This window comes from Allorhizobium pseudoryzae, from assembly GCF_011046245.1.
GTDB lineage: Bacteria > Pseudomonadota > Alphaproteobacteria > Rhizobiales > Rhizobiaceae > Neorhizobium > Neorhizobium pseudoryzae.
In genome coordinates this window covers 12879-38834 of the sequence record NZ_CP049245.1, presented here as the reverse complement: position 1 = coordinate 38834, position 25956 = coordinate 12879, and the positions used below count along the sequence as shown (strand labels likewise).

Below are 25956 nucleotides of genomic sequence, written 5' to 3'. Positions count from 1 at the left end.
TTTGGGACCGAAGCCAGCAATGTCGTTTCGACCTCACCATCCTCTTCAGTCCTTCATGACCCCTTCCAAGTGGCCGGCCTCGCGTCCGGACGGGTCAAGGGCCGGCCTTGGCCGGGCGAAGCTTCCCTTGATGCGGCCGGCGCGCATGCGGCAGGCCTCATCTTCTTCTCTATTTTCCTTTCCCGTCTCTCCTTTTCTCTGTCCTGCAGAACCTCGTTCCAGTCGTCCGCGGGCGGACGTAGCCGCTGCCAATCGCAGCCGGACTTTTCCGCAATCGCGCGCAGCCGTTCCGCATAGGCATCACCTTGGGAATTGGCGTCGGTGGCGGCGACAAGACTGGATCCTGGGTGGGCCGCCAGCGCGGCGAGGGCAGTGTCTGTGGTAGGAGACCATCCGCCACCGGTGCTGATGTAGAGCGTCCTCTCGCGCGAGCCCTCGAGCGCCGCAAGACTCATCGCGTCAATCGCGGCCTCGGTCACGCAAAGGCGGTTGAAGTTGCTTGGGCCGAGCCGGAACAATACTTTGGAGCCACCAGCGGAAAATCCCCGCCATTCGGGCCCGCGCTCTTCCCAGCCGACCACCGCGCCATGGCAATCGACATGCGCAGCCCACATGCTGCCATAAGGTCCTTCCCGCAGGATGTCCTCCCGGATGGCGTGCCGGACGATGGCAGGGGGGACCGAGCGCTCCCAACAAAGATAGCGCCATGTTTCGGAGCCGGGCGACGGCGTACGCCGGCTTCGCCAGCGCCCGGTAATGTCTCCCGCCGAGCCTGGAGAGCGCGGAGACTTCCATTCGGGACGGGAAAGTCGAAACCCAACCAGCCCCGCGACCGCTTCCGCCGCCACCGGAAAAGTGACCTTATCAAAAAACATGGCGAGCGCGAAAACATCACCTTTCTCATCGCTCAGTGGATCGAACCAGCCGCGTCCGTCATGGGTCACAATAATGATGCTGCTGCCATGTCGGTATTTGACGGCTCGACGGGTACTTTCCCTCGCATCGAGTTCATATCCGGCCTGTTCCAGCACAGCTTCGCAACTGACCTTGGCGCGTAGCGCCTCCAACTCTTCTCGTTTCATATTTTCTTCGGCCGCAAAGCGGCCGTCCCTTCATTTTCCCGTAGTCTGCGGACCACCTTCGTCCCGCCGCGAAGAGCGGAGGGGGCAAGGGCGCAGTGCGCAACTGACAAAAGTTGCAGCAGAGCGCTGCGGCAGAGCTTCCCTTGCGGCCGACAGGTCGCCAGCGGCAGAGAAAGGCGGGTCTCAATGAGACCCGCGCGGGAAGTATTCGTGAACGATCTCAAGATCGTCTTCGTCATCGAGTTCGTCGGACGGAAGGACGCCGAATTCGTCGCCGGATTTGAACAGGGTGATGGGAACCATCAGATCGTTGCAGAGGTGGAAAGCGTGAGACTGGGCGAGAGAGAGATCGTGTGCCATCTTGAGGTGCTCCATCGGAAGCGGGCCAATTCCCGCTGATGGCTCCTCAAAGGAACAGGGACGGTCGCGATCACCGCGAAGGCGCAGACGGAGCGGCGGCAGCTCGCTAGCCGACCCCTTGAGGGTTGATCGACGGAGATCCGGACTTGTTCCAGGTCGCCATCACCAAAAGCGGGATTGGAGTGCTTCTGGTGCTGCAATCTGGCTGCGCACGGTCTGCGGTCTGGAGCCTGAGAGAGCTGCTGTCCGGCAACTTGGCCTAGATTGCGACGAAACACGCCAATACTGTCAAATTTGAAAGATATTCCAATTACTTACAGATGTGGCGTAAGGTAAATTATGGAACTTTAGGGCTAGATGAACGTAAGAGCGGCCGAGTGGCCCAGCGCTAAAGCTACTCTTAATTGTCGAGAAGCATGGCCTGGATATGCTTGTTTGACTGAGCCCGCTCTTGAGGGGAAACGAACGAGCGTCCGGTCATCCTAACGACTACTCGCGATTTTGAATCAACCACTTGAGCAAGCGGGAAGTGCGGGACTCACCCTAAAAGCAAACTCCCGTTTGTCCCATCAAACCCATCGCCTTGCGCCATTGTTTCTCTGGATAGGGTGGCTGCTTGGCGCTGGGGCGCTGGCTGAAGCTATCAAACCACATCTGAAGCTTAACGCATTCGGGAGGGATCGGTACGTCATAGAAATCTTTCGCATATTGCAGCGTCGCCATCGCCACGCAGTCAGCCAGCGTGACGTATTCACCGGCAATGAACGGCTCTTCGCTCATCAACCTTTCGATGAGCCGCAGCTTCCCGAAATATCGGTCGGCGCAGATCTCCGCGACCTCGCGGCTTGATCGCACGACGCCTTGTCCGAGCGCACTGCCGTGGCGTGCCCAAAGGCCGAAGAATGTCAGGGCCTCATCGAGCATATGAACGTACTGGCGAACCTTCGCTCGCTCAGCCGGCGTGTTCCCGCGCATATTGGGTTCCGGGATTATGTCCTCAATATAGTCGAGGATCGCCAGCGACTGGCCAACCAAAGTACCATCGGCATCCCTGAGGATGGGGAGAGATCCCGTGGGAGTGAGAGCCCTGATCTCAGGCGGCGGCGTGTTCGCACGCCTATCCGGCTCCGCATACACTGTCACGGCGACACCCTCAGGCTGCTTTTCGGCCAAGTAGATATTCACCCTTTGCGGATAAGGCCCGAAGGCGAAATTGAAGATTTCGGTCACCGCTGATCCCTCCTTCTCGACAGGGCGTGTGCGGAGCATCAGGCGATCATGACCCAGCCGCGGAACGAAAGAGCGGCGTAGAACAGGCTTAGATGCTGGAAGCCCGCTTCGCGAAAGCACGCTTCTTCCTGGTCCTGCGAAAGCAGCGGCAGCCGCTCGGCCATCGCCTTGGCAGAGGCTGCTGCCTGTCCAGGCGCCGAAGTCGGGCCCGAAGCAAATGCTGCAGATCTCGCCAGCCAGAGATGCGCTTGTCCATCGATCTCAGTGTGATGGGCGGCAACAAAAACGCCGCTTGGTTTCAGACGCCTGCGGATCTCCCGGAGCGTCTCCAGCCGCTCGTGCCAATCGAGGAAATGCAGCGTCAGGAGGCACACCGCCCCATCGAAGGGACCGGCGGGTGCATCCATCGCCGTTCCGCGAATAAGATGCGTTCGCTCGGCGCAAAGCGACGTGGTTTGGCGGGCGATGTCGAGCATGACGGGCGAGGGATCGACGCCGGTAAATCGCCAGTCCGGCCATATCTCCGCCATGGCCCTGATTTCCAGGCCGCCGCCGGCACCCACGACGAGCATGTCGGCAGTACCCGACGCCTGTTCGGCCAGAAGCAGCGCCGCCATTTTGTGAAGGTCTGCAAGCCCTGGCACCTTTCCCGGCGTTTCGCGGACATAGTCGCTCATGGCCGCCGGATTGAGGAATGGATTGAGACTGCCGGCCATGACGAACCTTTTTATGTATCAGTTGCAGGTACATAACACGCTTTCGCATTTTGTATCAAGTGATGCTACATGATGCGCCAGGATGATGCTCGCATGAATCGGGGCGGACAATGAACAAGGATACGAGACTGTCTGACGTGCTGCATGTGCTCCTGCACATGGCGCAGGTGAAGGAGCCGCTGACATCCGAGGTTCTGGCACGAAGCATGGGGACCAACCCGGCCGTGTTCCGCAGGACGATGGCGGGTCTGCGTCGCGAGGGCCACGTCATCTCGGGCAAAGGCCATGGCGGGGGCTGGCAACTCGCGCGGCCCCTCGAGGAGATCACGCTCTTAGCCATCTATGAAGCGTTGGAGCGCCCGACGCTCTTTGCCATCGGCTCACGCGGCAGGCATCCGCAATGCAGGATCGAAGACGCCGTCAATTCAGCCCTGGCGGCGGCGATGCGGCAGGCGCAAAGCCTGCTGCTGGAGCGGTTTGGCCAGGTGACGCTCAATCAATTGATGCCTTCGCCGAGAGAGGTGTTAACGCAGACATGCGGCAGCGTCGTGCCGGCCACGCCGCACGGGGACTGAATAGACCCGCATCGGCATGGCGTCGCAACTCGAGTGCTGCAGAACCGCAGCAGAGCCGGATGAGTTACAGGGATGTCAGGCACTGGCCGTCGGTCGAACGACGATGTCGCTCGTGTCAACCCCGTCAGGCTGGCCGATGACATGCATGATGGCCGCTGCAATCGCCTCGGGCTTCAAGGCGATCTGGCGATAACTCTCCATGGCCTGCGCCGCCACCGGATCGGTGATGGTGTTGGCCAGTTCGGATTCCACCACACCCGGATAGATGCAGGTGACGCGGAGCTTGTCGTTCTCCTGGCGCAGCCCGTCCGAGATCGCGCGAACCGCATATTTGGTGGCGCAATAGACGACGGCTGTCGGCGACACGGCAAGGCCGCCGATCGACGAGATATTGATGATCTGGCCGGAGCCCTGCCTGTTCATCACGGGCAGAACCGCTGCAATGCCATGCAGGACGCCCTTGATGTTGACGTCGATCATCCGGTCCCACTCCTCCACCTTCAGGGACGCCATGGGTGACAGCGGCATGATGCCGGCATTGTTGATGATCACGTCAATCCGGCCGAACTCCTGGACGGCCGCATCCGCGAAGGACTGGACGCCGTCACGGGAAGTCACATCAAGGCTTCTGTAGATTGCCCTGCCCCCGGCAGCGGTAATGTCCTGGGCAAGCTCTTCGAGACGATCGGTTCGTCTTGCCCCGAGCACAACGGCAGCGCCGGCAGTGGCGAGGGCGCGAGCGGTCGTTTCCCCAATCCCGCTGCTCGCTCCGGTGATAAGGACGATCTTGTTGTCGATGTTCGTCATCGGGTATTCCTTCCTTGGTGGTTTCAAATGGGCAACGGCCTCGCGCACGATGCTCACGGCAGGTGACGCCACTTGACCATGCGGTGTTTGAGGTCGAGCGTGCCGTTATCGATGGCAAATGTTCCATCGCCGCGATGGTGCAGGGTTCGCTGTTCCGTCCGGCTTTCGTTGAGCCAGATCCTCTTCGCCTCGAGGATGAAGAGGTTGTAGGGATCGCGCAGCCTGTCATCGACGACGACGCATTCGATATTGGCCAGGCAATCCTCTAGAAGCTGAGCGGAGACCTGCTCCGCGGGCCTGGACTTGAGGCCAAACTTTTCGAACTTGTCGACATCAGCGCCGGAGCAGTTTCCGATATCGACAACGGTTTCGGCCAGATCCAGTGCGGGCACGGCGATCACGCATTCACCGGTCTTGCAAAGCGCGTGATAGCTGTGATCCCAGGGACCGATCACACAGCCGATGAGCGGCGGATCGTGCTGGATCATCATGTGGAATCCCATCGTCATGACATTGGACTTGCCGTTGCCGTGGGTCGACACCAACACGATCGGGCCAGGTTCGAGCAGGCGATAGGCCTGCGACGCGGGTAGTTCCTTCATCTGGATCTCCTTGAGCCCCTGCGCAGCGGCAGGGGCCGAAAGGGAGGTGCTTTACCAGCCCTGTTCCACGGGCAGGACGAAGAGCTCGGCCACATCGACATGCGCCGGGGCCTGCGCGGCAAAGACGATTGTGTCGCCGATGTCCTCGCCCTTTAGGAAGGTCATCTGGCCGGCGAGGTCGTCCATCTGCTGGCGGTAGCCTAGATCGGTGATGTGATCGTAAAGCTCGGTGGCGACAGCACCCGGCTGGATGCAGGTGACCCGGATATTGTGCTTCGGCCCCACCTCCATGCGCAGGCCGTCCGAAAAGGCGGCGACGGCATGTTTGGTGGCGCAATAGACCGACAGCCCCTTGAAGACCTTGCGGCCGGCAATCGAGGACATGTTGAAGACATGGCCCGAATGCTGCTTGATCATCTGCGGAAGGACGGCAGCCGTCGTGTTGAAGAGACCCTTCACGTTCACATCCACCATCCGGTGCCATTCGTCGACTTTGAACTGGTCGATATCAGAGAGCGGCATCAGGCCGGCATTGTTGACGAGGATGTCGATCGCCCCGTGAGTGTCGACAAGCGTCTTGACGCCGGCTTCGACCGAGACCGGATCGACCACGTCCATCTGCAGGACGAGAGCTTGACCACCCTTGGCTTCGATCTGCCGCTTGAGATCCTCGAGCTTTTCCGTGCGGCGGCCGGCAATGCCGACCTTGGCTCCAGCCTGCCCGAGCCTGATGGCGGTGGCAGCGCCGATGCCGCTCGACGCGCCGGTGACGAGTGCAATCTTTCCCTTGAGGTTAGTCATCGTCTTCACTCCTTGTCTTGGGCGCCGATCAGGCGGCGGTTGCGTGTTGACAAGGAGGAACATGGGACCAGAGGCGGCAGCTTTCTCTCGCGTTTTTGCTGCGCCTGTTGCGATCTTGCGCCAAAATTCCCAATAGCCAGGAGATGGTGCCGGGATCTTGGCCCTCGGGAGAACCCAAAAAGCTAACAGCCCCTGCAGCCGCCAAGCTGCTGGCTGGCCTGCGCCACCTTGGAGGTATACCTCAGACCGAACGAATGAACTGCAAGAGGAGTGCCGCGATCTTTTCCGGCTGGTCATCCGGTGCAAAATGCCCGCAGTCGTCGAGGATGGTCAGCGTAGAGCCCGGGATGGCTTCCTTCAGTCTGTGCGGACATCGAAGTATCAACTTCGACCGGATGCGGTCGTTCGGACAGGCCATAGCCGAGCAGATCAAACAGATGGACCCTCATGCCGGCTTCGACGAGGCAAGGAGCCACATTCCGCCAGATGAGCGACGACGACGGCGTGCCATGCGGAAAAATGACGGGTTCACCTTCCCCGTGAGCGCCTGCCGCAATGCGGTGATCATTCACAAGTATATGTTCGGTAATGAGCTGATTTCGCATTCGGTGCTCCCTCGTTGCCTGGCTGTGCCTGCCGCTCAGGCACACCCGCCCCAAAGTCGTCGCAGCAGCAGATGTTTCGAGGCGACACGACGACGACGAGGAAATAGAAACGTGCAAAGCCGACTGTGCCTGACCTGCGATGACACTGCAGCCGGATATCTGAAGGCGCATAAAGCAGAGTATACATCCCGGCCAGAGATCGTCTCTTTGCCGCTCCGGCTGATCCGCACTTGCTTGGCACCTCAGGTCGTAAAGCTGGACGAAGCCCGCGTCCTAACCCGCTTGGGCGCGGCCGATTGCTGTGAGATCTACGTCGACCCCGATCCCAACAGCCAGCTTCTCCTGACCCTGCTGTTGGCGAAGGCACATACCGCCGGGCTAGATTGCCGCAAGATCCATCTCCGGCATGGGCCGTTGCGATGGGGCCATGTGGATGCCAGCACTCCACCGGATGCGGTGGCATTGCCGGTCAAGGTGGCGGACACGCATATGGCGGCCGCAACGGCGATCTGGTCAGCCTATGCGGCTCCAACCCCCGAGGACTGGCTCAACCTATCGCATGAGGTTCTGACCCATGTTCCAGGCATGCATCGGACACGGGAGGCGCTGCTGGACGATCTCCCAGGCCCCGATACCGGTCTGGGCGCGTGCGAGCGTCTGGTCCTGGAAAGCGTCAGCGCCGGTCAGTGCCGCGTCGGTGATATCGCAGGCGTTTTCGCCCAATCACCGTCGCCGCTGATCGCGCTCCCGCAGCTCGTCGCGCTGGTTAGTTACCTGGCGTCCAGCACGGCTCCGCTGATCGAAGGCCTCAAGGGGAGACTTCGTGAAGGCGACTTCGCCGATGACGCTTACGCCTGGTATGCGTTTCGCGACAGCCACTTGGAATTGACGGTTCTGGGCCGTAGCGTACTCGCCGGCGAAACCGATGTCGTGGACGTGCGCGGCATCGATCGATGGTGGGGTGGAACACGGCTGAAGGGCAACACCTGCTGGCGGTGGGATGACGGCGCTCGCTTGCTCCTTTCACCCGCACGGATATGAGACTGGTGCCGCGGTGCGGTCAGCGTTTGCGATACTGGCGCGGAAGCAACCCGGTTTCCCGTTTGAACAGCTGGGCAAAATGGCTTGGGCTTGAATAGCCAACCGCAGTACCGACCCTGATAATGCTGAGATCCGTTTCCTGCAAAAGCTGCTGTGCCCTGGCGATCCGCTGGCGAATGAGATGGCGCGATGGTGAGACACCGGTTGCCTTCTTGAAAAGGCGGCTGAAATGGAACTCGCTCATTCCGACTGTAGCCGCAAGTTCCGCAAGGTTGAACGGCTCGGCCAGATGCTCCTCGAGATGCGCCATGGCCCGCCGCAGCTTGTAGCCCGGCAACGCGGCCTGCCGCACCTCGCCGCTTCCGCCTGAGGCATAGTTGCGGATCAGATGCACGGCAAGGCTTTGCGCCAGCCCTTGAACATAGAGCTGGCTGCCCTTGCCTTCGGACACTAGCTCATGATTGATCAGCGCCAGGAAGTGGGTGAGCCGCTGGTCCCGCTCACCAGATATATCCCGCAGGCCCGGCGCTGCCGCACAGCCGAGAACATCGCACGCCACGCGCTCGAACAGCGGGACGGACATATAGAGATGCATGACCTGGAACGGATCCGGCCCGACGGACTGCCATCGCATCTCGTAAGGCCGGTCTGTCTTTGTCAAAAAGAAATCGCCGACCCTCACATGGACGGCCTGCCATTCCCCATCGAGATCTCGCTCCTCAACTATGGCCTCGCCCGACATAACCCAGACCACAAGCGGTTCAGCGACGGCCGGGACCAAGAACGGCTCCTGGTTTTGATGGCGCGAGTAAATCTGAACAAAGAGGTCGCTCCAAGCCAAACTGTCTCCGCTCAACAAGGTTCGACCCGCTATGAACTGTTCCAGCCCACGCGATGACGTGCGGTCGGGGACCTCTGGATCCAGCATGGGCGCATATCCGCCCGCGGGAAATCTCTCGTCATCCTCAATAGCGGTCTCGGTCATGGGGTTTCTTGCAGTTCTGGTTGCCTTCGTCAGGGGCCGATGGAAATGTTCCGTATCCCAGATAATGTCCAATAGAGGACGTTGTTTCCCGAGGTCGGAACAGAGATTTGTTTTGGGCCGGCATTCGCCGGCCCACATGACCCGCCACTACCAGGCGACAGGGCCTTCGGGGGCGACAAACTGGCCTGTAACCGCCTCTTTACCGAGCAGAGCATATTGGACGGGAAGACGTGCGCCCTCTGCGGGCGTCATGTAGCCTTTGCCGCCTGTCAGGCCCGTCTTGACATAGCCCGGCGCCACTGAGTTAACGACAATTGAGGTGCCCTTCAATTCGGCGGCCAGCTGCACCGTCAGCATGTTCAACGCCGCCTTTGAGGCGTTGTAACCAATGAGCCGGGCCTCATAATAGGGTGAGGTCGGATCACTATTGATGCTGAGCGAGCCCAACGTCGTCGCCAGATTTACAATGCGACCGGCACTCGACTTCAGCAAGAGCGGCAACATCGCCTGGGTGACCGCCAGGGTGCCGAGGAAATTCGTCTCCATCAACCTTCTGGCCGCAGCGACTGTTGCCGCCGACGGAGGGCCGTCTTCAGGGTCGACAATGCCGGCATTGTTGACAAGGATGTCGAGCCTGCCATGCCGGTCCAAAATTGCTTTGGCAGCAACTGGGATCGTCTCTTCTCTGTTGAGGTTCATTTCAATGGCCTCTACAGTCAATCCAGCCTGCGACAGTTCACGCGCAGCCGCCTCACCGCGTGCGACGTCGCGGGCGGCCATCAGCACCGTGACGCCCGCCTCCGCCAACTGTCTTGCAATCTCCAGTCCGATACCTTTGTTCGCGCCTGTAACCAGCGCGATTTTCTTTGTGTCAGTCATCAATTCACCTTTGCATTTGGGAAACATGCAACGCTAAATATATGAAGGATAGTTCGGCTTTTGGATTCGCATATGGATGTGTCACCCCCTCGCCACTTGAAAGCCCGCAAACAGCCACGTCAGGCCCGCTCGACCTCTACGATCGATGCAATTTTCGAAGCGACTATTCAGGTTTTGATTGCCGAGGGAACGCACCGGCTGACCACCACGCGTGTGGCTGAGCGCGCAGGGGTTTCGGTCGGCACGATGTACCAGTACTTTCCGCACAAGCAGTCCTTGCTCTACGCACTCAACGAACGCTACCTGGACAAATTGGCGGAGCGCGTGGAAATGACCTGCCGCACACAACATGGCCGGCCGACCGGCGAGATGGTCGAAGCGCTCATTACCGCCTACTGGGAAGCAAAGACGGAGCGCAGCGATGTCACGCGCGCGCTCTATAGCTCTGCGGTCGAGCTGGACAATGAGGCGTTGATTGATGCTTTCGCCAAGCGTATGGATGCCGCGACCAAGGCGATGCTGTTAAGCGCCCCAAATGCTCGCTACAACGATATCAGTCTCGTAAACCTCACGCTTCTTTCCGTCATCTTCGGAACGGTCAGGAATGTGTTCGAACGCAACCTGCCCGTTGTGGACCAACGTGCCATTCGTGAGGAGTTGAGGCGGATGTGTCTCGCTTACCTCGCCATGGCAGGCGGTGAGGTGTTTGCACCAATCCAAACCGCTTGAGGGAGCCTGCTGATGCTTCGAGACATGAGCGACACGCTTGCCTTTGTGGAGGTCGTTGAACGGGGAAGTTTTACCGCTGCAGCAGAGAGTTTCAGAACATCCAAGGCGCGGATCAGCAAGAAAGTGCAGGATCTGGAGCAGAGGTTGGGTGTAAAGCTGCTTCACCGAACCACCCGCAACATACGTTTGACGGAGGCGGGATCGATCTATTTCGAACGCTGTCGCGATCTCGCGCGCCTTATCGGTGACGCGGAGAGCGCGGTCGAGCAGGTGCATGGCAAACCCTCTGGGTGGTTGAGGGTGACGGCGCCGCACTGGCTGGTCACCAAGGCCCTCGCCCCGCTTATGGTCGGGTTTCGAGAAGCCTATCCAGAGGTCAAACTCCAACTGCTTCTCGACCACGACGTCAAGAACATCGTGCACGAGGATATCGATGTCGCCTGCCGCTTGTGGAACGGCCCCATGCCCGATTCCAACCTCGCCGCCCGTCGCCTGGCGAGCGTTCGGACAGGCCTTTACGCGTCGAGGCAATACCTTCAACAGCACGGAGTCCCAGAACATCCGTCGCAGCTGAAAGACCATGCCTGTCTGGTGACGCAATTGTTTTATGGGAAGCCTCAGCACTCATGGCCTTTGACAAGACAGAGTGAGGTCATGGATTTCCCGATCAACCCGGCGGTTGTCGCAACAGACCCGGAAGCCCTGTTCGAATTTCTGATCCGGGGACAGGGCGTTCAGCTCACCAATCCCCACCTTGTCCATCAAGCCGTGGAAACAGGCGACGTCGTCCGCATTCTCCCCGAATGGTCCGGACCCAGTGCCACATTGTATGCCGTCAGGGCCGGCGGACGCGTCCAGCCTCTCAAGGTGAGATCCTTCATCGACTATCTGAGTGAGAACCTCGGAAACGTGCTGCGGCTGACCTGAGCAGTCTATCTGCTCGATCCCTCATTGTAATCAAATCACTGACAGCGCGATCGAGTTTCGGTGCCTAATCGCCCGAACGACTACCACTTACTTTTATCCCGTAGTCGCCGCGCGCATCGAATTGGCGCTGCTCGGTGACAATGGATGAAGGATTTATCATGAACAGTGTAACACGACGAAACGTCCTCAAGGGGGCGTCCATGCTAGCCACGGTCGCGGCCATTTCGGGAGCCCCTTCCCTCACTTTCGCGGCTGCCCCCAAGCAACACTTTCAGTCGCCCGGTTTCTACAGGATGGCTCTGGGCGATCTGGAAATCACGGCACTCTCGGATGGCACACTGCCGCTGCCTCTTCCGGAAATGTATCGTGACGTGACTGCAGAGCAAGCCGCTCAACTGCTGCGCGCAGCTTACCGTGACATTCCGACGGACACATCAGTCAATGCCTTCCTCGTCAATGATGGTCAGCGTCTCGTCCTCATTGATGCTGGAAGTGGGAGCTACTTAGGCGCGGAGGCCGGACACCTTTTCGCCAACCTGGAAGCGTCGGGCTACAAGGCCTCTGAGATCGATCATGTCATTCTGACCCATGTCCACACGGATCATTCCGGTGGCCTGGTTCGGGACGCGAAACTCGTCTTTGAGAACGCGACCCTGCATGTTCCCGCGCGTGAACTCGAATTCTGGTTGAAGACCCCGGCAGAGGCGCGACCGAAAGGCTTGAACCAGCAGCTGTTTAAGGAGGCAGAGGAGTGCCTTCAGCCGTATTTTGAGCGAGGTCGGGTTGAAGTGTTCCAGGATGATGAGGAGGTGATTTCGGGTTTCCAATCGATTCTGCGCCCTGGCCATACTCCGGGCCACAGTTCCATCGCTGTTGAAAGCGGCGGCAAGAAACTGGTGTTCTGGGGCGACATCACCCACGGCGATATCGTTCAGTTCGAACAGCCTGAGGTGACCATCGAGTTCGACGTGGATCGTTCCGGGGCGGTGCGATCCCGGCGCGAAGCCTTCGCCGAAGCCATCACGGAAGGCTATCTCGTCGCCGGCGCGCACATCGCCTTTCCAGGGATCGGCAATGTCCTCAAGGAAGGCGAACACTTCGACTGGATGCCGGTAAACTATTCCGATGGTGAAGCTGGGATGGTCAGGTAAGAGCCTGACGACGCGAACAGGTCGGGTAAGCGCCCTCACCTGTTAGACCGCAGGGGGCTGACGTCTCTCTGCGGAACTCTCGAAACAAACCTTAACATAACGACACGCCCGACATAACCCGTTCGTGGGATGGAGTCGGTGTATGCACGGTCCGAAGGCGACTGCCAGCGATCCTCCGTGCCAATCCACCGGAGCACTCATGTCCAATCTTCGACAGACCGATCGACGTTTTCGTTCAAGCGTCCTCTTTCCAGGCATGCTGGGGGTCATACTTGCCATTGTCGGCACGGGCTCGATTACCTTGGCCGCAGATGACGTCGCAGCAGAAGTGGCCCCCGAACCACCCTTCGATCCGGGACGGTTCGATGGCGGGACCAACAGAAGCTGGAGCCTGATCATCGGCGCCGGAGGCAGCTTTGAACCGGAATACGAGGGAAGCAAGGATTTCAAGGTGAGCCCCTTGCCGGTATTCCTGTTCACCTATGGAGAATGGCTTGAGGTCGACCCCACCGGGGTTACGATTACTGCATTCGAGCACGACGGCTTCAAGCTTGCCGGACGGGTCGGCTACGAAAGCGGACGCGACAAGGATGATGGCGATCGTCTCCGCGGACTGGGAGAAATCGACTTCGCCGCAACCGTCGGAGGCAAGGCGTCATATTCCTGGATGGGCCTTGAACTCTATGGAACCATCGACCAGACGATAGACGGAAGCGAAAGCCTGATCGGCACCATTGGCGCAGAATACAAGGCGCCCGTGACGGAACGTCTGATGCTCGGTGCAGGCGTGGAGGCGGTGATCGCCAACGACAAGCATATGGCAGCCTATTTCGGCGTCAACGCGGATCAGGCAGCCAAATCGGGCCTTCCAGAGTATCACGCGAAGGCGGGGCTGAAGCGTGTCGAGATGACAGCCTCCGCGACATATCTCTTGACCGAGAATTGGCTGGTGAAGGGGGAAGCCGGCGTCGGATTTCTCACCGGTGACGCAGCGGATAGTCCCATCGTTGAGGAAAAGGTGCAGCCGTCGGTTTCGCTCTTCGTGGGCTACAAGTTCTAATTACGCCCAGTTTCTAAACAGGAGCCGGGTCAACTGCCCGGCTCCTGTCTCTATTGCAGCCGTCCTGCTTCTTTAATGGAAGCATGTCTGCGGCGGACCGATACAGAGGTCTGCATTTGCCGTGCATCATGATCTAGTTCGCATGTCGGTACACCAGCCTGGATTTCAGGCGCACGGCGTCAATCGAAAACCCTTCCAATTCAACCGATCCCGCCACCACCGCCCCGGAGCTGCGCCATCAGCCCTTATCGTGGCCAGCGCTTGCCGCACTTTTGATTATTGGAGCTCCGGTTTTGTCGGCATCCGACATGCCAATCAGGAGGCAAGCTTCGCCCTCAGAAGGGCAAGGCTAGCACGACAGGCAAGAGCCCGGCATCCTGGCCGACCTTCAGCAGTTCAATGCCAATCCACGCAAGAATGAAGACAATCCCGTCTTTCAGGCTTGCCAGTGCACGTCCAGAACGAAGCGGCAGAGCCTCGCTTTCATACCAAAGGGAAAAATCTGGCCAAAATCGCGGGACTGCCTGCTTGTATGCCTGGAAGCGGTGACCGTAGCGGCTGGAGAGATAAGCTTCCTCGCCGCGTATGGCCATCTCAAAGGCGAGATAGGCACAAAGCACGAAGGCTGTCATCGAAATCAGGCTGCCTGTCAGGAGGCCAACACCGGTGATACCTGTCAGGCTGAACACGTAAAGCGGATTGCGGGTGATCGAATAAGGACCTGATGTGACGAGTTCTGAGTTCTTTCGCCCTCCGATGTAGAGCAACACCCAACCCCTTCCCGCGATAGCGATAAAGATCGCGCTAATCCCGCATATCTCGAGGAAAGAGCTCAAAAGGGGCAAGGGTAGCGGTGCCGCTGTAATGGCCAGGAAACAGAATCCGATAGCGCCCGCCACGCGCAGTGCATTGATCCGATAGTGCTGACCGAAGGGAAGTTGGATATCTTTCATGATGCGACCTGGAGAATGAGAGGAAAGTGCTCACCTCCCATTTCCGTCTGCGGTTCAGCATGACGATATGTTGCCTCATGTAACGTCGTACTGTGAAAGATAACGGACTGGCAGTTTCGAGGCCTTCTACCGAACCGAGCAGACGTGCAGTGCCCTTCGCGGGCCAGGCGGAGGACAAAGGTCGTTGTGAACCCGGGGATCGAAACCGGGAACAAAAATCCGCAACACTTCTTCACAAGTCACAACGCAGTTCCCGCCCCGCCGAGTCTATGAACCAGCACAGTTCAATGGGAGCCGCACCATGGTAGCGATCATCTGCATGAAATGGGGAAAGGCGTTCACCGCCCATCACGTCAACACGCTGTATGCCGGCGTACTTCGCAACATGGTAGAACCCTTCACCTTTGTTTGCCTTACGGATGATGAACGTGACCTCGCGAACGACATTGTCGCAGTGCCCATCCCGGATCTCGGACTTCCGCAACGGGCCTGGCGGCAGGGATGTTGGCCCAAGCTTGCGGCATTTTCACCCCAGCTTTTCTCGCATGAGGATGTCGTCCTGTTTCTCGATCTCGATATCATGGTTCTGCGCCCTCTTGCACCATTCATCGCGGTGATCCGTGATCGTCGGCACCTTGTATTGCAGAGAGAGTGGAACCCCACGCTTTGGAGCCTTCTCCCGCAATGGCTGCGGCCCGATCGAGGCGGCCAATCCTCCGTTTTTGGCTTTTGTCCATCCAATATTGGCCCGATCTATGAGCAGGTTCTGGCGAATGCCGAGACCATGTCGAGCAGATTCGAGAACGACCAGACCTTCCTGACTGAAAAGGTCAGCGATCGAAGTTATTGGCCGACTGGTTTCTGTGTCAGTTTCAAAAGAAGCTGCGTCAGGCTCTACCCGTTCAATCTTCTGTTTTCGAAAGTGCGGCTTCCTCGTCAGGCGAAGATCGTTGTCTTCCACGGAACGCCGAGACCTTGGGAGACACTTGTCGAACCTGATGAGCGCTGGGGAACAAGATGGCGCTTCGGGAGAGGTCCGATAGACTGGATCGTCACCTATTTCGCCCAGGCAGACGTCATCTTAAAAGCTCTCGAAACACGTAATCCGCCAGTCACCACCAGGAGTCGATGGAGCGCAGGCAATTCCGCATTCAGCACAAACAATGCGATTATCTATCTGCCGGGACCAGAGGCAAGCCCGCCTCCGTGTGAACCAGCCGCATAATCGGCGTGGGTGCCGAAGCCCCGCGACCATTAGCTACCGATAGCCGTTCAAGCCCTAGTCCCCATAGGTATCAGCAGCGTTTGCTCTCTGCGACGGTGGATCATACGCCGATTGATTCCGAGCGATGGAGCTCTCCATGCAGTATGATGTAATTATCGTAGGCGGCAGCTTCGCCGGGCTGACGGCAGCCAACTATTTGGCTCGGGCTCGGAGAAAAATATGCCTCCTGGATCTCGGGGATCCTCGCCACGGCTTTGCCGCACAACCAACAGGGTTGTGGAGGCGGGACGATGACGATCCGTACAGTGTCCTGCAATGCATGTGGGACGAGGTCGCGACCTATCCAACTGTCACGCTTCATGCCCAAGCAACAGTCAGCGTCCAGGTTAAACAAGGGTCCTTCGTTGTCACCAACTGGTACGGCGAACAGATTGTTGGAAAACGGTTGCTCCTTGCATTCGGCGTCTCCGACATCTTGCCAAACATACAGGGTCTTCCAGAACGTTGGGGTATATCCGTTCTTCCATGTCCTCTTTTTCATGGCTTCGACTTCAGTAAGAAGCCCGTCGGCGTTTTGAACACCTCTTCACGGTCCCCTCAACAGGCGATGCTCTTGTCACAATGGTGCCCGACCACCCTCTTCCTCGATGGCGGCGAGTGCGGTGCGGCGATGAGAAACACCCTTGAGAGACTCAAGATCCGAATTGAAACGGCCCCGGTCAAACGCCTGGCGGGTGATGGATGCAATCTGGCGCGGATCTATCTTGCAGACAACCCGGTTCAACCACTCGAAACCCTGTTTCTCACCCCCCGCCACCAACTCAACAGCGCGATTGCAGAAGAACTGGGATGTGAGATCGAAACCGGCCCGCTCGGTCGTACAATCGCAGTCAGCGATCAGCAGATGACCAGCATTCGCCATGTCTATGCTGCGGGAGATATCTGCAGACAAACCGCAAACATCACACTGGCCTGCGCAGACGGTATGAAAGCTGCGATGGCGATCCACAACTCCCTGGTCTTCGAAACGGATACGGCAGAGTTTGCGTGAACGATGGAACAGCGACATGCTCCCCAGTGGGTCGGACGCCATCATGAAAAGAGTATCGGCGACCGCGGAGACAATGTGCCACCGCTCCCGCACGCCTCATTTGAATGGCAGTTCGAGACGAACGCAGAGGCCGTGGGGAATGCGATCAATAAGATGCAGCCTGCCCCCATAAGCCTGAACAATCTCGGCCACGATCGACAATCCAAGCCCAAAGCCGTCATTGGGTCCGGTTCGCGCCGCATCCAGCTTGAAGAAAGGCTCCATTATCCTTTCCTTGTCTGCCGCCGAGACGCCCGGACCATCGTCCGATATGTCGATTGTCACACCATCACTGTCCTGACGCAGTTCGACCAGAACCGACTGGCCGAATTTGATGGCATTGTCGCAGAGGTTTGTAATTGCTCGTGCCATGGCCAGTGGCGGGCAAGGGGCGATGAGCCGGTTCGGCCCTCGATACTCGACATTGAAGCCGACATCGGCGAATTCGGTGCACACTGTCTGCACAAGGCTCCCGAGATCCGTGCGCTCGGTCACCTCCCGGCGATGACCGTCGCGCAGATAATCGAGACTTTCGGTAAGCAGCCTGTCGAGGCGGCTGATATCTGACAGCATAGCATCGCGAGAACTTCCATCGTCAAGTCTTTCGACCCGCATGCGAAGGCGCGTGAGAGGGGTTCGCAGGTCATGGCTGATGCCTCTCAACATTCTGGTGCGCGATTCAATCATCATCGTAATGCGGTTGCGCATGCTGTTCAGAGCCCTGGCTACAACGACGATCTCCATACTGCCCCGTTCCTCGAAAATGGGTGCCCCGTTGTTGAGGTCGGCGTTCAAGGCAGCATGAGAAATCCGCCGCAGCGGCAACATGATCGACCAGATAGCGAAGGAGCAGAAGAGAAAAAACAACGTCAGAATCGCCACGACATAATAGGTGCCCTGGCCGACAAAGTCGCTGATGAACAAGATGTCGTTCGTGGCCACCGTGGAGACCAGCATCGACGCGTCATCGATCTGCATGGCGACAATACGTCTGTCCCCGAGAAAGGTACGCCAACCTTCAAGGGGAGCAATCAAGTCGTCGGGCGGGAAAAGCCATTCGATGATCATGTCGGATAGCTGCTCATTGGGCGAGGAAGACGCAAATTCGGCCTTCAGAGAAAGCGGCGCGATTGTGAGATCCCAGCCTGAACGCCGCGTAGCAGCGATGATAGTTTCACGCTCGTTTGGCGTCGCGTTTTTCAACACAGTCGCAAATGCATGCAGCCGGCCCGCAAGCTGCTCGATATCTGGTGTTTCGTAGTCGTCTCGGAGCCAGCGTTCGACGATCGGCCCGGCGGTGACAACAATCAGCAGTGCCAGCACCACGATCACAACAATCTGCGCATAGATCGTCTTTGGCGTGAACCACAAAGGCAATTTCATGAAGCCCCTTCCCGATCCGACCTCGCTCCCGTGTCGTGATCTGGCTTTCGAGTTTTCGCCATTCACACTTCTTCGACTGCCGCGGTGAAGGTGTAGCCTCCCAGCCGAACAGTCTGCAGAAGCAACGGCTCGCGAGGGTCGACCTCGATCTTCTGACGCAGACGGCTGATATGGACATCGATGCTGCGCTCGATCGGTCCGGCGAGGCCCGCATGGGTCAAGGACAACAATTCCTCGCGGGTTATCACCCGACCCGGATTCCGGCAAAAGGCCACGAGCAGATCGAATTCGGTGGTCGTCAGTGCGACACGGGCATTTGTCGGGTCATGAAGTTGGCGCCGCATTGGATCGATCTGCCACCCGTCGAAGCGCAGTTTCCGCTGCCCGACCGTTGAAACGAGACCGTAGGATGCGCGTCTGAGCAGGCTTCGGACGCGAGCGACGACTTCTCTCGGACTGAAGGGTTTGGTGACGTAGTCATCCGCGCCCACTTCAAGACCGACAATCCTGTCGATCTCTTCGCCAAGCGCTGTCAGCAAAATAATCGGGATGGTCTTGTCCGCGCGGATCTTCCTGCACAGCGTCAAACCATCCTCCCCAGGTAGCATCACGTCAAGAATGATCAGGTCAAACACATTATTGCGCAGAAGCGACTGCATGACATGACCATCTTCGGCGATCGTCGGCGTCATGCCGTTCTCCCGCATCGTTAATGCCAGGAGTTTGCCAATGTCGGGATCGTCCTCGACGATCAATATCTGCGCATTTGCTGCCGGTGGCTGCATGTCCTTCCCTCTCGCCCTTTCATACAGCATGCCTTCAGCATGAGCGCCTGATATTTCGGTTTGTTACATTTTGTTGCGAACCTTGCCAGAGAAGGAAGGTCGGACCTGGTGGGCCCGACCTTCCCTTCCACTTTGCGTCGCCTGTCATCAGCGACGCCTCTTTGCCCTCAAGCTTCCGCCGACTGGAGGAACGGCCTGCAGCTACGGGCAATACGATCGCCAAGATTTGAGACGATGAGATGCAAGGAGGGAATGACAATCAGTGACAGCAGGGTCGACACAAGCAGACCGCCGATCACCGCAATCGCCATCGGAGAGCGAAACTCTCCGCCATCGCCCACACCGAAAGCCGAGGGCACCATGCCGCCCGCCATGGCAAGCGTTGTCATGATGATGGGCCTCACTCTTTCGCAGCAAGCTTCGATGATGGCTTCGAACCTTGGCAACCCATGCGCTTCACGCTCAATGGCAAAATCCAGGAGCATAATCGCATTTTTTGTCACGATCCCCATCAGCATCAGGATGCCGATGACAACAGGCAAAGACATGGCGTTGCCGCTGATGAACAATCCCGCAGCTACGCCGCCGATCGAAAGCGGGAGTGACGCAAGGATGGTCCAGGGCGCCAGCAAGCTGCCAAACAACAGGATCAGGACGACCAGCACCAGAATAATACCAGACCCCATGGCGATAGCAAAACTTTCGAAAACACTTCCCTCTGTGTCGGAATCTCCCGTGGCCTGGATCCGCACACCATCCGGAAGATCCGTCACGCTTTGAAGCTTCAGCAACCGCTCCATCCCCTGCCCTGATGTCATACCGGCGGCCATATCCGCGCCGATTTCCACGAGGCGGCTTCGATTTGAACGTTCGATGGCGGAAACGGTCTCGTCGAAACTGACGTTAACGACCGCCGTCAGCGGTATGCGCGTTCCATCAGACCGCGCGACTGTCAACAGTTCCAATCTACGGAGATCATCCCGAGATTTGGCGTCAAGTACAGTGCGGATAGGGATCTGTCGGGATCCGTCGAGCATGCTCGGCAAACGGCTGTCGCTATCTCCGACGGTCGACACTCTGATCAGATCGGCAATGTCCGCCGGCGACAGCCCGAGCATGGCCGACTTGTCGGTCTGGACCTTGAAACGGAGTTCGGGTCGCATCGCTGCATTTTCCGCTGCAGGGGAAATGAAGGTTGGATCCGTTGCCATTTCGTTGACGATCCGGTTCGCTGCCTCCTGCACCTTGCTGCCGTCGGTCCCGAGTACGGCAAAGGACATATCACGCCCGCCGCGGCTGTTCAGAAAGCGCAGCTTGGTATCCGCGATCGAGGCGAGACTATTTTCCATATCGGCTTCGATCTCAAAGGATGACCGGGAACGCGCCGACTTGTGCGTGAGATCAATCAGCACAGTGGCAAAGCGAACGTCCTGCTGACCCGACATGCTGGAACCGGCCTGGACGAATACGCCTTCGACCTCCTCAAATTTGCCTATCCGCCGAGAAACTTCATCGGCGACTTCGCGGATTTCCTTAAGAGCTGAACCCGGAGGCAGCTCGATCGTCAACGTCAACTGGCCCGTATCCTCTTCCGGCAGGAAGGCAGTTGGAACCGACATCAGCGCCATCATGGCAAGAGCAAAGGATGCTATTGCCACTCCGACGGTGATCCATCGCCAGCGCAGGCTGAACCGCAACAGGCGTTCGTAGGCGGTGATAAAACGTCCTTTGGGTGCCTCGACCGGAGGACTGCCTGTCATGAAATACGCCGCTAGGATAGGCGTAATCAAGCGTGCCACGAGGAGAGAGAAGAAGACGGCAATGGCGACCGTCAGGCCGAACTCACGGAAATACAGACCAACGACACCGCTCATCATTCCGACCGGCGCAAAGACCGCGATGATCGTGGCCGAGATCGCGATGACGGCCAGCCCGATCTCGTCTGATGCGTCCAGAGCAGCTCGATAGGCTGACTTACCCATGTTGCGGTGACGAACGACGTTTTCGATCTCGACGATGGCGTCATCGACCAGAATGCCGGTCACCAGCGTGATGGCAAGTAGGCTCAGGATGTTGAGAGAAAAGCCGAGAAGCTCCAAAGCGAAAAAGGTAGGGATAATGGAAAGTGGCAGCGCAATCGCAGCCACCACAGTCGCACGCCAATCCCGCAGAAACAGGAAAACGACAATGATCGAAAGGATAGCCCCTTCCCCCAAGGTGTGCATCGCCGAACTGTAGTTGCCGGCAGTATAGGCAACATTGTCGCTTACGAGGCGGAACCCAACATTCGCGTGACCGGCCTCAAGTTCAAGCACGGCATCCGCCACAGTTGCCGCGACGGAAACGTCACTGGCGCCTTGAGTACGATAAACGGAAAAACCGACAACGTCCTTGCCATCCAGCGTCGCAAAGGATCTGGGCTCTGCAATGGTGTCCTGAACCCTGCCCAAGTCGATGAGACGGACAGAGGCGCTAGAGGACAGGGCAATGCGCTGATCTGCCAGGTCCGCGACGGTCCTGGCCGCAGCCATCGTGGTCAGCGCCTGCTCGCGCCCACTGATATCACTTCGACCGCCTGAAGCATCGACCTGCGTTCTGACAAGTGCGTCGTTGACGGTGTTTGCGGACAAGGAAAAGGCGTGAAGCCTGTCGGCATCGAGTTCAATACGGATTTCGCGATCGGCGCCGCCGACACGCTCGATGCGCCCGACCCCCGGTAATCCCTGAAGTTGTCTTGCGACGATGTCATCGACGAACCAGGAGAGTTCAGCGACTGTCATGTCATGGCTGGCGACCGCGTAGGTCACCACAGACTGCCCCTCCTCCTCGACCCGTTCGATGACGGGTTCGTCGATTGACGGCGGCAGATCGGAACGAATCTTGGCTAGGGCGTCACGCACATCCACCATCGCCCTGTCGGGTGTCACCTTGCCGACCTCGAACTCGACCGAAGTCACCGAGCGACCTTGGCTGATTGTGGACTTGAGCTCTTTCAATTCCGGCAGGGACGCAACCGCATCCTCGACTAGCCGGGTAGCTTCGGTTTCCAATTCAGTCGGTGTCGCCCCGGACTGTTCTATGGTGACCTTGACGAGGGGGGTAATGATGGTCGGGAAATAGGTGACCGGCAGGCGCGAGAAGCTGTAGAGGCCGACGATCGTCAGGATGAAAAACAAGAGGACGGATGGCAATGGTTTACGGATTGCCCAGGCCGATAAGTTGGCGTTCATCGACGAATTCCTTCACCAGCATCGGCCGGTAGCAGGGCCTCAGACAGCTCGCGTTGCGTAGTGCCGTCAGCAAATGCAAGTTCGGGGATAGGAATGACGCGGTCCCGATCCTTAAGAAAACCGCCTGCCTTCAAGACGACCATATCGCCATCGCCAACTCCCTCAAGGATTTCCACCAGGTTGTCGCGCTGCGCGCCGACTTTGACATTCCTCACCGAAACAAGATCATTTTTGACGACGTAGACGCTACTGAAGCCTCCGGCGCTTTTGACTGCCGTTCCTGGCACCAGAATATTGGAGCGTTGGGCCGCATCGACCTCGCCGCGGGCATACGCGCCTGGGATGAGTGCGCCATGACCGTTGAGTTCGATCCGGACGGAACCGCTTCTCGTCTTTGGATCCAACCGCGCAGCGGTCAATCGGACAGTGCCGGTCACAGGCACGTCCAGTCCGGGCACGGCGATCCGAGCGGTCATCCCTTCTTTGAGACGGACGAAGCTGGCATCGGTCACCTCCGCAACGAACTCAATTGCGCCATCGCCCGCGATAATGAATAAGGGATCGCCTGAGTTGGAGGTCAGGGCTCCGACATTCGCGCTACGTTCGAGAACAATGCCGGCGCGCGGCGCCCGCACTGTGCATCGCTCCAGCGCCAATTCGATCTCGCGGCGTTCGCTCGCAATCAACCGCTCGTCTCCTTCGGCAAGAGCCAGGGACGACCTCGCGAGTTCCAATTCCGCTATTGCGCGATCATAGGCGGTTTCATGCTCTTCCAGTGTTTGATCCGATACTGCGCCCTTGGGCCGAAGCGAACGGCTTCGCTCAAGCCTCTTCAAGGCTTCACGTGCGCTCACCAGAGCGATATCGACCTTGCTTCTCTCCGCAGCGATTGCGACCTTCGCGCGCTGCATGCTTACCGTATTCTTGTCGAGCGCTAACCTGGTATCCTTGGAGTCTAAGAGCGCCAAGGATTGTCCGGCCTCTACCCGTGCGCCAACCTCGATCAGGATTTCGGCAATCGCTCGCCCCTCGATGGACGGATGAACCTGAATCTCTTCACGTGCGGCCAGCGTGCCGACTACGGCAATCACCTCCTTGACAAGCCCTTGGCGGGCAACGACGACCGTAACTGGCATATGATCCGCCGCTCCCGCTGACACACCGCTGATCGTAAGACCGACACAGCCAGTAAAAGCGAAACTGACAATACGCGAAGCTACTGGCCAGCCCGGTGATGCTTTCCCGTGCATGAAGCCACCTCTCAATTGGCTGCGGAAGGAATGAGCCGCAGACGATCTCGAAGACCGACTCTAGAGATCAGGTCGGCTTATTGGGGTTTCATCGTGTTGCTGTATGTTACGAGACGTGGCCCTTGTCGGGTTAGCCCGTCGTAAAAGGGCCAAGAGCCCACTACAAGTAAAGCCTCGAGAGTTGCGCTATATGGCAAAGCGCCGAAGCCTCATTGCTCTTGAACCATAACGAACCGGCGGCTTGTATGAACTTTTCTAATATTCTGCTTTTGCAGTCGCGTAGCCGCTTTTTCCCAATTACCTAACGCAGGCCAGTCGTCGAGCATACACCACTCGAGAATCGAAAAAGCCTTGTGCAAGAGGCATCTCTTGGCTGACTTCATTCGGAAGGCAGCCCAAAAAACAGGTTGAGCGCCGACTACGCAACGGAGACGACGAACGAACGACGAGATTGACGTTCAACAAAATCGGCAACCTCGTCCTCCCGCAGCGGCGGTGCGTAGAGATACCCTTGGACAAACGTTGCGTCCAGATCACTTACGGCTGCCAATTCCTCGGCCGTCTCCACCCCTTCGACCACGCTCTCAAGCCCCATGTCACGGGCAAGCGTAAGGACCGACTTGACGATTTTGTAGCTCGCCGGCCTCCTGTGCAGATCCGTCACGAAGCTGCGATCGATTTTGATCTTGGTGAGGGGCAGCGCGTGCAAGCGTGTCAGGCTCGAATAACCGGTACCAAAATCGTCAAGGGAAATACCACATCCGAGCTGCCGCAACATCTGGACAGACCGTCGAACTTGCTGAAAATCATGGGCGAATGCAGTCTCAGTAATCTCGAAATCAATCCGATGCGGTGGAAAAGTGCTGCTTTGAATGATGGCTACAAGCGACAGCAAACCCGCTTGAGAATTGAGATCGTGAGCCGAGAGGTTGAACGACAGCCTGAGGGTTGGCGGCCAGGAAGACGCAAAACTGAGAGCCTTCTTGAGAAGGGGTCTTGTCAGCAAGCCCACCATCCCTGCCCGCTCAGCAATCGCGAAAAACTGCGCTGGGGGCACACTTCCAAGCACAGGGTTGCGCCAGCGTGCTAGGGCTTCGAAACCGGAGACGCATCCGGTTCGAATGTTCACGATGGGCTGATAGACGACCGACAGCTCGCTGGCCAGATTGTCCTGCTTGAGCCAGTGTTGAATGCGGGCATCGACATTGATCCGTTTCTCATGTTGCGCGTCGAATAGAACGGCACCACCGCGATGAGCCTTTTTCGCGTGATAGAGGGCGTAGTCTGCGCGGTCGAACAACTGCGCGAGTGAAGTGGCAAGACATGGGAAAACGGCGATCCCGATGGACGCGGAAACATGCACCACGCCTTCCGCCAATTGATAGGGCGCTGCCAATTGCTCTGCAATGCTGTTGGCATCCGCAAGGAGCTGCGCCTCATCGGAAAAGAGTGGCGCAACAACAGCAAACTCGTCGCCGCCCAAACGAAATGCCATGGCGCCTTTCGTGGTGCCGACGAGCCTTTGTCCGACCTCCATCAGCAGTCTGTCTCCTGCCGAATGGCCATAAAGGTCATTGACCGGTTTGAACCCGTCCAGGTCGATCACCATAAGGGCGAGCCGTGTTCCCGCAGCACTGGCCTTACCCAGCTCGACTTCCAAATGCGCAAAGAAGGCACGGCGGTTTGGCATTCCCGTTAGGCTATCCATGTTGGCAAGCAGCATGTTTTCATTGCTCAAAGCCAGGGTTTGCTGCTGGGCCACGATCATGCGTTCGAAATTCCGATAGTTAGTCAACAGGATAGACATCATGCCCGCGCAGACTAAGGCAACGTTGATTGCGATCGCGACGAAGGTGGGCTGCCAGGAAGCAAAGAAGAACAGGATGAACGCGCCATTGACGATAAGAGTGACGATCAGTGCCGCAGAACGCAGATACATCAGACAGAAAATGCAGGATATGACGGTGATCGCCATATAGAATGCGACGTGCGACTGAGCGTAGGGATCGCCGTAGGGCACCAACGAGAATGACCATAGCGTGAATGAGGTCGCGATGGCGCTGGCCAGACGGTTTGTCCGCCGGAGCGCCTTAAATGCAACCGTTGGGTGGGGATCGATGCCGCGTGTTCTCCACCAGAACAACACCCTCAACAAGCAGGCTACAGAAAGGAGAGCAGGTATCCCTACCGCCAACCAGAACGGCGCCACCGATACATGCGTCGCGGACAGTGCCCACGTGCTTGATAGCAAGATGAGGTACATCATTGGGAGCTGCCTCGAGAAGGCTCTATATTGGGCCTTGAGGAGTTCCGGGTTGTCAGCCCTCACAGACATGAATTCCAGGAGGCTTCGTTTCATATCGGCACAGCGCATCGGCAAGACTCTTGATTACGGAGCCCGATAATACCCAATGTAAATTTCCTGGAAGGAAAGACTCAAGGTAAATTAAATGAAAACGATCCAAATATTTGGCACTGCCAATGCGCTAA

General features: G+C 58.1%; 24 protein-coding genes. 9 read left to right on the top strand and 15 right to left on the bottom strand.

What is annotated here, in order from left to right:
• Positions 1 to 53 precede the first annotated feature (53 nt).
• Positions 54 to 1082 (bottom strand): DUF3991 and toprim domain-containing protein, encoded by a 1029-nt coding sequence (locus tag G6N78_RS24785; protein WP_165225582.1) that lies wholly within the window; start codon positions 1080 to 1082, stop codon positions 54 to 56.
• Positions 1083 to 1292: 210 nt separating this feature from the next.
• On the opposite strand from G6N78_RS24785, the gene G6N78_RS25740 reads away from it, so the two are divergent.
• Positions 1293 to 1481: a hypothetical protein gene (locus G6N78_RS25740; RefSeq protein ID WP_206531698.1), complete on the top strand. Its 189-nt coding sequence runs from the start codon at positions 1293 to 1295 to the stop codon at positions 1479 to 1481.
• A gap of 504 nt (positions 1482 to 1985) precedes the next feature.
• Here the strand turns inward: G6N78_RS25740 and G6N78_RS24775 are convergent.
• Together G6N78_RS24775 and G6N78_RS24770 are read right to left on the bottom strand one after the other, a co-directional pair.
• Positions 1986 to 2672, bottom strand: a complete 687-nt coding sequence (locus tag G6N78_RS24775) for a glutathione S-transferase family protein (protein WP_165225579.1) — start codon at positions 2670 to 2672, stop codon at positions 1986 to 1988.
• Between the two features lie 38 nt (positions 2673 to 2710).
• Entirely contained in the window at positions 2711 to 3388 is a 678-nt protein-coding gene (locus G6N78_RS24770; RefSeq protein ID WP_165225576.1) for a class I SAM-dependent methyltransferase, read from the bottom strand.
• Between the two features lie 110 nt (positions 3389 to 3498).
• Between G6N78_RS24770 and G6N78_RS24765 the strand changes: the two genes are divergently transcribed.
• Positions 3499 to 3963, top strand: a complete 465-nt coding sequence (locus G6N78_RS24765; protein WP_165225573.1) for an Rrf2 family transcriptional regulator — start codon at positions 3499 to 3501, stop codon at positions 3961 to 3963.
• Between the two features lie 75 nt (positions 3964 to 4038).
• On the opposite strand, the gene G6N78_RS24760 is transcribed toward G6N78_RS24765, so the two are convergent.
• The 4 genes from G6N78_RS24760 to G6N78_RS24745 form a co-directional block, all read right to left on the bottom strand.
• On the bottom strand, positions 4039 to 4770 hold the full coding sequence (locus tag G6N78_RS24760; RefSeq protein ID WP_165225570.1) for an SDR family oxidoreductase: 732 nt from the start codon (positions 4768 to 4770) through the stop codon (positions 4039 to 4041).
• 53 nt (positions 4771 to 4823) lie between these two features.
• Positions 4824 to 5372: a flavin reductase family protein gene (locus G6N78_RS24755; protein WP_165225567.1), complete on the bottom strand. Its 549-nt coding sequence runs from the start codon at positions 5370 to 5372 to the stop codon at positions 4824 to 4826.
• 51 nt (positions 5373 to 5423) lie between these two features.
• A complete protein-coding gene (locus G6N78_RS24750; RefSeq protein ID WP_165225564.1) occupies positions 5424 to 6173 on the bottom strand; it encodes an SDR family oxidoreductase in 750 nt (249 codons plus the stop codon).
• A 293-nt stretch (positions 6174 to 6466) separates the two neighbouring features.
• Complete coding sequence (locus G6N78_RS24745; RefSeq protein WP_165225561.1) at positions 6467 to 6778, bottom strand: alpha/beta fold hydrolase; 312 nt, start codon at positions 6776 to 6778, stop codon at positions 6467 to 6469.
• A gap of 111 nt (positions 6779 to 6889) precedes the next feature.
• On the opposite strand from G6N78_RS24745, the gene G6N78_RS24740 reads away from it, so the two are divergent.
• The gene (locus G6N78_RS24740) at positions 6890 to 7819 is read left to right on the top strand and encodes a hypothetical protein (RefSeq protein ID WP_165225558.1); all 930 of its coding nucleotides are present in this window, start codon (positions 6890 to 6892) and stop codon (positions 7817 to 7819) included.
• Between the two features lie 19 nt (positions 7820 to 7838).
• Here G6N78_RS24740 and G6N78_RS24735 read toward each other — a convergent pair whose 3' ends face one another.
• Together G6N78_RS24735 and G6N78_RS24730 are read right to left on the bottom strand one after the other, a co-directional pair.
• Positions 7839 to 8747 carry an AraC family transcriptional regulator gene (locus G6N78_RS24735; RefSeq protein WP_234906130.1) on the bottom strand — a complete coding sequence of 303 codons (909 nt, stop codon included), beginning with the start codon at positions 8745 to 8747 and terminating at the stop codon, positions 7839 to 7841.
• A gap of 204 nt (positions 8748 to 8951) precedes the next feature.
• Positions 8952 to 9683: an SDR family oxidoreductase gene (locus tag G6N78_RS24730; RefSeq protein WP_165225552.1), complete on the bottom strand. Its 732-nt coding sequence runs from the start codon at positions 9681 to 9683 to the stop codon at positions 8952 to 8954.
• A 72-nt stretch (positions 9684 to 9755) separates the two neighbouring features.
• Here G6N78_RS24730 and G6N78_RS24725 point away from each other — a divergent pair, with 72 nt between their 5' ends.
• From G6N78_RS24725 to G6N78_RS24710, 4 genes are all read left to right on the top strand, one after another.
• On the top strand, positions 9756 to 10412 hold the full coding sequence (locus tag G6N78_RS24725) for a TetR/AcrR family transcriptional regulator (RefSeq protein ID WP_165225549.1): 657 nt from the start codon (positions 9756 to 9758) through the stop codon (positions 10410 to 10412).
• Positions 10413 to 10424: 12 nt separating this feature from the next.
• Positions 10425 to 11339 carry a LysR family transcriptional regulator gene (locus tag G6N78_RS24720; RefSeq protein ID WP_165225546.1) on the top strand — a complete coding sequence of 305 codons (915 nt, stop codon included), beginning with the start codon at positions 10425 to 10427 and terminating at the stop codon, positions 11337 to 11339.
• A 158-nt stretch (positions 11340 to 11497) separates the two neighbouring features.
• The gene (locus tag G6N78_RS24715; protein ID WP_165225543.1) at positions 11498 to 12490 is read left to right on the top strand and encodes an MBL fold metallo-hydrolase; all 993 of its coding nucleotides are present in this window, start codon (positions 11498 to 11500) and stop codon (positions 12488 to 12490) included.
• A 199-nt stretch (positions 12491 to 12689) separates the two neighbouring features.
• A complete protein-coding gene (locus tag G6N78_RS24710; protein ID WP_234906126.1) occupies positions 12690 to 13550 on the top strand; it encodes a MipA/OmpV family protein in 861 nt (286 codons plus the stop codon).
• 335 nt (positions 13551 to 13885) lie between these two features.
• On the opposite strand, the gene G6N78_RS24705 is transcribed toward G6N78_RS24710, so the two are convergent.
• Positions 13886 to 14503: a methyltransferase family protein gene (locus G6N78_RS24705; RefSeq protein WP_165225540.1), complete on the bottom strand. Its 618-nt coding sequence runs from the start codon at positions 14501 to 14503 to the stop codon at positions 13886 to 13888.
• A 301-nt stretch (positions 14504 to 14804) separates the two neighbouring features.
• Between G6N78_RS24705 and G6N78_RS24700 the strand changes: the two genes are divergently transcribed.
• Both G6N78_RS24700 and G6N78_RS24695 read left to right on the top strand, forming a co-directional pair.
• Complete coding sequence (locus G6N78_RS24700) at positions 14805 to 15728, top strand: glycosyltransferase (RefSeq protein WP_165225538.1); 924 nt, start codon at positions 14805 to 14807, stop codon at positions 15726 to 15728.
• Positions 15729 to 15864: 136 nt separating this feature from the next.
• Positions 15865 to 16779 (top strand): NAD(P)/FAD-dependent oxidoreductase, encoded by a 915-nt coding sequence (locus G6N78_RS24695; RefSeq protein WP_165225535.1) that lies wholly within the window; start codon positions 15865 to 15867, stop codon positions 16777 to 16779.
• Between the two features lie 96 nt (positions 16780 to 16875).
• On the opposite strand, the gene G6N78_RS24690 is transcribed toward G6N78_RS24695, so the two are convergent.
• From G6N78_RS24690 to G6N78_RS24670, 5 genes are all read right to left on the bottom strand, one after another.
• Entirely contained in the window at positions 16876 to 18201 is a 1326-nt protein-coding gene (locus G6N78_RS24690) for a sensor histidine kinase (protein ID WP_165225532.1), read from the bottom strand.
• 62 nt (positions 18202 to 18263) lie between these two features.
• Positions 18264 to 18986: a response regulator transcription factor gene (locus tag G6N78_RS24685; protein WP_165225530.1), complete on the bottom strand. Its 723-nt coding sequence runs from the start codon at positions 18984 to 18986 to the stop codon at positions 18264 to 18266.
• A gap of 167 nt (positions 18987 to 19153) precedes the next feature.
• Positions 19154 to 22216, bottom strand: coding sequence for an efflux RND transporter permease subunit (locus G6N78_RS24680; RefSeq protein WP_165225529.1), 3063 nt, complete (start codon positions 22214 to 22216; stop codon positions 19154 to 19156).
• Entirely contained in the window at positions 22213 to 23352 is a 1140-nt protein-coding gene (locus G6N78_RS24675) for an efflux RND transporter periplasmic adaptor subunit (RefSeq protein WP_165225527.1), read from the bottom strand. Before G6N78_RS24675 ends, G6N78_RS24680 begins: the two co-directional genes overlap by 4 nt.
• A gap of 532 nt (positions 23353 to 23884) precedes the next feature.
• A complete protein-coding gene (locus G6N78_RS24670) occupies positions 23885 to 25840 on the bottom strand; it encodes a putative bifunctional diguanylate cyclase/phosphodiesterase (RefSeq protein ID WP_234906125.1) in 1956 nt (651 codons plus the stop codon).
• Between the last annotated feature and the right edge of the window lie 116 nt (positions 25841 to 25956).